The sequence below is a fragment of the Pedobacter sp. 01N416 genome (assembly GCF_056399685.1).
Genome location: NZ_JBFTRT010000595.1, coordinates 1 through 4,003, shown reverse-complemented (window position 1 = coordinate 4,003; position 4,003 = coordinate 1). Strand labels below are relative to the sequence as shown.

Genomic DNA, 4,003 nt, shown 5'->3' with positions numbered 1-4,003 from the left:
GCACATATCATTACCGATAATTAATTTCAAAGTTTAATATGCTTTCTGCTATCTTTACGTTTTATTAGCATCAGCGATTAATTATGAAAAACAAAGTATTGTTTCCTAAAATATTTCTTCTTCTTATACTTGCCGTTTTAATCAGCTCATGCATCAAAAACGATAATTTAATTGAAGGTGATGCTAAAGTTCGATTCTTTCAGGCTGCTTCAACTGATACTACGCAAAGTTTCTATTTAAATGGAATACAAATAGGAACACCTGTTGCTTACAATACAAATACAAGTTATGTAGTTGTTGCAGGTGATGCTGCTTATAATATAACCACACGAAATATAAATACAGGTGTTGATGTAGCTTCATTAGGAGAGCAAACATTTAAAATCGGACAGAATTATTCTGTTTTTTATTATAAAGAAAAAACTGGCGATCCTGCAAAATTAAAAGTTTATACCGATGATGTAAAACCAGATCTTGATTCAGCTAAACTAACTTTTTTAAACCTTGGTTACACACTAGGCTCTAGTGTTGTAATTACCGATAGCACAGATACAGCCAAACCTGTAGAATCTACAATTGCATATGGAGCGATTAAAACTTTAAAGGTTAAAGTTAATAAAAACATGAAATTTGCCTTTAAATTAACTAGTCCTACTGCGACAAACCCACCACCTGTGGTACCACGCTTAGATTCTCTTAATATCAATAATGGTAGGGTTTACCTTATATTATTTGATGGCGATAAAAAGGGAGAACTTAAAAATCGAATCATCTCAGCCAACTAATTTTATTGCAATATACTAGCATTTAATCCCTTTGATATTCATACTTTTGCCCAAAATTAGATAAATGGAACTACTACAGCAGCTTATAGATTTTATTCTTCATATAGACGTACATTTAGCTGAAATTGTTAACGAATACCGTACCTGGACTTACCTCATTTTATTCCTGATTATTTTTGCTGACCATTGCACCATTTGTAGCTGGAATAGCCAAAATGCCTTTCGGTCGTTTTACCTATTATAACATTATTGGTGGAGTAGCCTGGATATTTGCATTATTGTTAGGCGGTTATTTATTAGGACAGATTCCGGTAATTAAAAACAACTTCGAACTGGTTATTATTTTTATTGCTGTGGTAACTTTTGTTCCCGCCATCTGGGCAGCCATCAGAAGCCGTTTTCAACCTAAAAAGATTGAGGCAATTATTGAAGGAGAGGATACAAAGGCATAATTATAGTTCCCTACCAATTAGAGAACCATTTTGATATTTCCTTTCTACCGCTTCACTTTCTATTTTTTCATCAGGTAATAATGCTGTTTTAATTAGGTTTTTAAGCACTGGCTGACCCGCATCAACCCAGGCAGAATACCAGAATGATCCCGTTTTTAATATGGCAGCACGCATTTGCTTTTCTACCATGTTATTCATTTTAGTATGGTAAGCTTTTGAATAGGCCATAGCGTATTGTTTCAGTACAGTATTATTCCTTTCAGAAAAGCTATACTTTTTGTCGGAAGGAAATGATGCATTCAGTTCAGCTTCGAAAGTTAATACGGTATCAACCAAACTGTGTGTGTGTTTAAGTATTTTCCAGATTTCTTGTAATGGGTTTTCAATATAATCTGCTTTGCCAACAACAAAATTGTAATGAGTTGAAAACAATTCGGGTAAACGGCTTTCCCAAAAGGCATGTATACCTACCTGATTAGTGAGTTGGCCATTGTGGTTTGCGGTAGTATGTAAAGGAACGTGAGCATCGCCAATGTAATGACCCAGGTCTGCAGAATATTTTAGAATTTTTATCGAATCACGCGTTTTAAAGGCTTTAACTAAACCATAATAACTACGCTGTATATGCCAGGGGATAATACCATCAGTGTTTAGTTTTTTTTTGCCGTACTTAGCCAGGGCATCATCCCATTTTTCGGGAATACTATCAATATTTTTCTCATAGTTCTCCACATCGAGGTAATGCCGCGGTGCTTCGAGCGTATCAGCATACCTACGTTTATCTGGGTCAACGGCATGTTCGGTAATGTATTTGATATTCTTTTTATAGAAACCGATCATATCAGAAGGCAAAGTGAAAACAGCAAGGTTGTTTATCCTTTGATGTGCAAAGAACCCCCAAGAGGTACAAAGAAATATAGGGATGATTAACGCGGTTAAAATCGTTAATCTTTTCATATAGCCTAAGATAAGCAATTTTCTTTGTAACTCAAAGGGTGTAGAAGTTAAAATTATGCCTCTTCCATTTTTTTCATATCAAGCTTTTTCATTTTCATAACGGCGTCCATTACTCTTTTTGCTCTTTCGGGCGTTGCCATTAGCTCACCGATGTTTGATGGAACAATTTGCCATGAAAGTCCGAATTTATCCTTTAGCCATCCGCAAACGCTCTCTGTGCCCCCGTCATTTAAGAAAGTATCCCAATAATAGTCTATCTCTTCCTGACTGTCGCAGTTTACCATAAGAGAAATAGCTTCATCGAATTTAAACTGTGGACCGCCATTAAGGCCCATAAATTTATTTCCGTTTAATTCGAAAGTAACTACCATAGGAGTAACCTGCGTAATTTTGGAATCTTTAAAAACTGTACAATAGTATTTTGCTGCTGCTTCGGCTTGTCCGTCAAACCAAAGACATGTTACAAGTGGTTTTGCCATTTTATATAAATTTTTTATGTTACCACAAGTTAAGCAAGATTTTTAGCCTGTGTAAGGTTTAAAAGTGACGATTTAAGGGGGTAATTTGGACAATAATTTGCTGTTATGTTCTTAGCTAAGCTCCGAATTGTGCTAAATGGTGGTCCAGGTGTTTATAAAACATATTGTTCCACTCCGTTTTTGCTAACGGCCCAAATGAATGTGATTCTTTCCCATCGAAATGATTTTCGCCGAGTTGTTGGGTTTGATTAATGTAATCGATTAAACGCATCTTCTCTTTTTCAAAATCTTTTTCATCCTTAATAATAAATTGAGGGGCTGTCTGATTATTTTTAGGATAAGGCTTTTCGCTTACTACTTTGCTTTTGACTAGTTTTTTCAGGATAAACCTCATTATTGGCCCCGGTTTTGGATGAATGTCATTGTAAACCATTTCGTAAGTTACATTGCAATGTGCCAACATCTGTGCAACGTTCATTTTACCCCAAAGTTGAGTGGTAGTAGGAGTAAGTTTGTTAATTCTTTCAATAATTTCGCTAGTTACTGCGGGTTGGAAAATGGTCTTCATGGTTTGTTTATCTGGTAGTGCGTAATTTATTTCACTAAATATAAGGATGTATTTTATAAGGAGGTGAAAAACATGAGTGAATGAATTGAGACATTGCTTTTACTGCACTTGTAGAATGAAGTTTGGTGTTTTCAACCACTGATGCACACAGATAAAACACAGATTTTTGTATTTGAGATTATCTGTGTGCATCCTTTTTTATCTGTGGTTAAATAAATTCCTTAAATTTGCCTCAAATTGTCCCTATGGAATTATCTTGCCCAATATCAGCAGAAAGAGTAAATGAAAATGTAGTTAGGATTATTGCCTTTATGGTTGCTGTAATCGCAATTGCTTGTGTTGTGTTTTCAAATTATTGGGCAATTGTTTCTCTAATATTTGATTTTGCTTTAAGGGCATTTACAACGGGTAAATTTAGTTTGTTGAAATTTATTGCGATTAAAATAGCCGACGCACTTTCGCTTTCGCCGAAAATGAAGGATCTGGCCCCAAAAAAGTTCGCGGCAACCTTAGGCTTTGGATTCTGCCTTTTGATTACCGCGGTATTTCTATTTGATTTTTATAATGCAGCGCTGATTTTTACCTCCATCATGATCGTTTTTGCTTTGTTAGAGAGTTTATTCGCCATCTGCGTCGGTTGTTATATCTATTCTTTTTTGCAGATTTTCACTAAAAAGAATGAGGCTTAATTTATTTCTTTAAAGCCTCGCGTACTTTTGGAGCAATTTTGCTTCCGAATAATTCAATTGATTTCATTAAGGC

General features: G+C 35.2%; 6 protein-coding genes. 3 read left to right on the top strand and 3 right to left on the bottom strand.

Features of this window, described 5'->3' with window-relative positions:
* The first annotated feature begins 83 nt into the window (after positions 1–83).
* Together AC1DND_RS24270 and AC1DND_RS24265 are read left to right on the top strand one after the other, a co-directional pair.
* Positions 84–785: a DUF4397 domain-containing protein gene (locus AC1DND_RS24270; RefSeq protein WP_477585130.1), complete on the top strand. Its 702-nt coding sequence runs from the start codon at positions 84–86 to the stop codon at positions 783–785.
* A gap of 176 nt (positions 786–961) precedes the next feature.
* The gene (locus AC1DND_RS24265) at positions 962–1,237 is read left to right on the top strand and encodes a hypothetical protein (protein ID WP_477585129.1); all 276 of its coding nucleotides are present in this window, start codon (positions 962–964) and stop codon (positions 1,235–1,237) included.
* Here AC1DND_RS24265 and AC1DND_RS24260 read toward each other — a convergent pair whose 3' ends face one another.
* The 3 genes from AC1DND_RS24260 to AC1DND_RS24250 form a co-directional block, all read right to left on the bottom strand.
* Positions 1,238–2,194, bottom strand: coding sequence for a zinc dependent phospholipase C family protein (locus AC1DND_RS24260; RefSeq protein WP_477585128.1), 957 nt, complete (start codon positions 2,192–2,194; stop codon positions 1,238–1,240).
* 53 nt (positions 2,195–2,247) lie between these two features.
* On the bottom strand, positions 2,248–2,673 hold the full coding sequence (locus AC1DND_RS24255) for a VOC family protein (RefSeq protein WP_477585127.1): 426 nt from the start codon (positions 2,671–2,673) through the stop codon (positions 2,248–2,250).
* A gap of 115 nt (positions 2,674–2,788) precedes the next feature.
* The gene (locus tag AC1DND_RS24250) at positions 2,789–3,241 is read right to left on the bottom strand and encodes a DUF1569 domain-containing protein (RefSeq protein WP_477585126.1); all 453 of its coding nucleotides are present in this window, start codon (positions 3,239–3,241) and stop codon (positions 2,789–2,791) included.
* 245 nt (positions 3,242–3,486) lie between these two features.
* Between AC1DND_RS24250 and AC1DND_RS24245 the strand changes: the two genes are divergently transcribed.
* The gene (locus AC1DND_RS24245; RefSeq protein WP_477585125.1) at positions 3,487–3,930 is read left to right on the top strand and encodes a DUF4395 domain-containing protein; all 444 of its coding nucleotides are present in this window, start codon (positions 3,487–3,489) and stop codon (positions 3,928–3,930) included.
* Positions 3,931–4,003: the final 73 nt, after the last annotated feature.

Excerpts from the sequence above, each read along its gene's own strand:
- AC1DND_RS24260 (WP_477585128.1), bottom strand. The coding sequence starts at position 2,194 with ATGAAAAGATTAACGATTTTAACCGCGTTAATCATCCCTATATTTCTT.
- AC1DND_RS24250 (WP_477585126.1), bottom strand. The coding sequence starts at position 3,241 with ATGAAGACCATTTTCCAACCCGCAGTAACTAGCGAAATTATTGAAAGA.
- AC1DND_RS24245 (WP_477585125.1), top strand. The coding sequence starts at position 3,487 with ATGGAATTATCTTGCCCAATATCAGCAGAAAGAGTAAATGAAAATGTA.
- AC1DND_RS24270 (WP_477585130.1), top strand. The coding sequence starts at position 84 with ATGAAAAACAAAGTATTGTTTCCTAAAATATTTCTTCTTCTTATACTT.
- AC1DND_RS24255 (WP_477585127.1), bottom strand. The coding sequence starts at position 2,673 with ATGGCAAAACCACTTGTAACATGTCTTTGGTTTGACGGACAAGCCGAA.